The following is a 2,790-nucleotide window of genomic DNA, read 5'->3' on the forward strand; positions in this document are numbered from 1 at the left end:
ATCGGCAGCGGCGGGGTGAGCAGTCCCGACACGGCGATCACGGCGAGGTCGTTCTCGCGGTCGAAGGCGACCACGCGGCCCGCGAGCGCAGGCTGCCCCGGCGCCTCGACGATCGGCTCGGTGACGCCGGCGACGACGTGCGCGTTCGTGACGATCCGGTCGTCGGCGACGACGAAGCCGCTGCCCGAGAGGTTGCTGCCGCACTGGAAGGCCGTGCCCGTGACGCGCACCACCGACGTCGCGGCGCGCGCGAGCTCCGCATCGTCGACGCCGCCCGACGGCAACTCGGGCGCCTCGGTCGGGGCGTCGAGCACCTCCACCAGCCAGGGGATGCCCTGGCCGAGCGCGGCCGTGCGGATCTCGGCGAGCAGGGTGCGGGTCGGCGCGGGCGTGACCTGGTCGAGCGCCGTCAGCACGCGGGAGCCGGCGACGGCCGGGGAGAGCACGGGCACGCCCATCGCAGACACGCCCGAGGCGACGAGCGCGACCACGAAGGCGGAGACGAGGAGATTGCCGATGGCGCCGAGCACGCGGTCGAGGATCCCGAGCTTCACGGCGCGAGCGCCGCGGCTGAGCGCGCGCCCGACCAACGCGCCGAGCCAGGCTCCGAGCGACAGGAGCACCAGTGCCGTGGCGATCGCCGCGGGCGCGCGCCATTCGGGCGCAGGCACGAGCCCCGACACCCAGGGCATCACGAGGTACGCGGCGATGCCGCCGAGGATGAGCCCGATGAGGCCGGCGGCGGTGCGGAGGAGTCCGGCGCGGTACCCGTGCACGGCCGCGGCGATGAAGACGAGCACGAGGAACACGTCGAGCAGCAGGCTCCAGGCCATGGTGGCTCCGTTCCGTCGTGTCGGGTCGCACGTCCGTGGAGGACCAGCCTGCGGCATCCGGCTCGGAGACACCTGCAAGCGCGCCCGGCGCACGCGCCCAGCCTGCGCCGCCGGCACGCGCGAGAACGGCTCCGACGCCGGATCGTCGGAGCCGTTCGCACGGTCGGTGCTACATGGGGGGCATGAGCACCGTGTCGAGGAGGTAGACCGTCGCGTTGGCCGTGTGCACGCCGCCGCAGATCACCGCGGCGTCATTCACCATGAGGTCGTCGCCCGAGCCGGTCACCTCGACGGTGCCGCCCTGCACGGTGGTCTGCATCCCCGCGAGGTCCTCAGGCGCGATCTGGCCGGGCACCACGTGGTAGGTGAGGATGCTCGTGAGGGTCGCGGAGTCCGTCTTCAGGGCCTCGATCGTGGCGGGGTCGATCTTCGCGAACGCGTCGTCGACCGGGGCGAACACGGTGAACTCATCACCGTTGAGGGTGTCGACGAGGTTGACGTCGGGGTTCAGCTGTCCCGAGACCGCCGCGGTCAGGGTGGTGAGCAGCGGGTTGTTCGACGCCGCCGTCGCGACGGGGTCGGCCGACATGCCCTCCACCGACCCGGCCCCGTCGGGCACCTCCTCGGCGTAGGCGGCGCAACCGGCGCCGACGAGGTCGGCCGCGGGATCCGCCATGGCCTCCTCGGTGGGCTCGGCCGACTCGGACATCGTGGGTTCTTCGCTCTCGGTGGTGGCTCCGCTCGCGCTGCAGCCGGCGAGGCCGAGCGTCGCGAGGGCGACGATCGAGGCGGCGGCGATGGCGGTGCGAGTGCTGCGTGACGAGGATCGCATCGGTGTACTCCTTCGTGGAAGATCGGCCTCGTTCGGGGCCGATGCGAGGGGTTCGGCGTGGCCCCGGGAACGGATTGGACCGGTCCCGACCAATCGGAACGCCTTTCGGCTGCGAATCACCGACGACCCGAGAGAGCAGGATCCCCGTGACCACCCCAGCCCCCGCCGAGGGATGAGCCGTGCACCGGCCCTCCTTCGGGCGCGCGCCGCAACCGGTGCCGCGCCGCAGCACCGATCTGTCATGCTTGACGCAATGGCAGACGACGGCGATCGCACCTCGGCGTCGCGCCCGACGATCGACGAACTACTGGCTCTGGTCGGGCGCGGTGACCGCGTGGCATTCGGTGCGCTCTACGACGAGACGGCGCCGCGCCTCTTCGGCCTCATCCGCCGCCTGGTCGTCGACCCGGCGCAAGCCGAGGAGGTGACGCAGGACGTGTACCTCGAGCTCTGGCAGTCCGCCGCCCGCTTCGACGCGACGAAGGGCAATGCGCTCTCGTGGATGTTCACGCTGGCGCACCGCCGTGCCGTCGACCGCATCCGCTCGGCACAGGCCTCGCGCGATCGCGACCTCCGCATCGGCGTCCGCGACCTCGACGTGCCCGTCGACACCGTGGCCGAGGCCGCCGAGACGAGCGTCGAGCACGAGCGGGTCCAGGGCGCGCTCGGCGAGCTGAGCGACCTGCAGCGCGAGTGCGTGACGCTCGCGTACTACGGCGGGCTCACGCAGAGCGAGATCGCCGAACGACTCCAGGTGCCGCTCGGCACGGTCAAGACGCGCCTGCGAGACGGCATGATCCGGCTCCGCACGGCATTGGGGGTGACGACATGAGCGACGAGCAGCGACCCGACGACACCGCCGATCGCCGGCCCGCCTCCGTCGAGGCGTACCGCGGGCTCGCGGCGGCCTACGCGCTCGATGCGCTCGACGCCGACGAACGGGCGGCGTTCGAGCGCGTGCTCGCCGATTCGGCCGAGCTGCGTGACGAGGTCGACGCCTACGCGCGATCCGGAACGCGACCATGGTCAATCCAGATGGGTCGGGCGGCCATGCTCGACACCGTCGCCAACAGGACCGGCCAGTAGTTGATCTAGTGGGAACTTCTCGACGGTATGAGACGGCGC

General features: G+C 72.1%; 4 protein-coding genes. 2 read left to right on the forward strand and 2 right to left on the reverse strand.

Annotated features, from left to right (window positions below):
• Together GH736_RS20630 and GH736_RS20635 are read right to left on the reverse strand one after the other, a co-directional pair.
• Nucleotides 1-833: CvpA family protein (locus GH736_RS20630; protein WP_159606653.1), on the reverse strand; the 833-nt coding region annotated here is incomplete at its 3' end.
• Nucleotides 834-1,002: 169 nt separating this feature from the next.
• Complete coding sequence (locus tag GH736_RS20635) at nucleotides 1,003-1,665, reverse strand: fasciclin domain-containing protein (protein ID WP_159606654.1); 663 nt, start codon at nucleotides 1,663-1,665, stop codon at nucleotides 1,003-1,005.
• A gap of 253 nt (nucleotides 1,666-1,918) precedes the next feature.
• Here GH736_RS20635 and sigK point away from each other — a divergent pair, with 253 nt between their 5' ends.
• Together sigK and GH736_RS20645 are read left to right on the forward strand one after the other, a co-directional pair.
• On the forward strand, nucleotides 1,919-2,497 hold the full coding sequence (gene sigK, locus GH736_RS20640; RefSeq protein ID WP_235934568.1) for an ECF RNA polymerase sigma factor SigK: 579 nt from the start codon (nucleotides 1,919-1,921) through the stop codon (nucleotides 2,495-2,497).
• Nucleotides 2,494-2,751 carry a hypothetical protein gene (locus GH736_RS20645; protein WP_159606656.1) on the forward strand — a complete coding sequence of 86 codons (258 nt, stop codon included), beginning with the start codon at nucleotides 2,494-2,496 and terminating at the stop codon, nucleotides 2,749-2,751. Before sigK ends, GH736_RS20645 begins: the two co-directional genes overlap by 4 nt.
• Nucleotides 2,752-2,790 lie beyond the last annotated feature (39 nt).

The organism is Agromyces humi (genome assembly GCF_009720255.1).
Lineage (GTDB): Bacteria > Actinomycetota > Actinomycetes > Actinomycetales > Microbacteriaceae > Agromyces > Agromyces humi.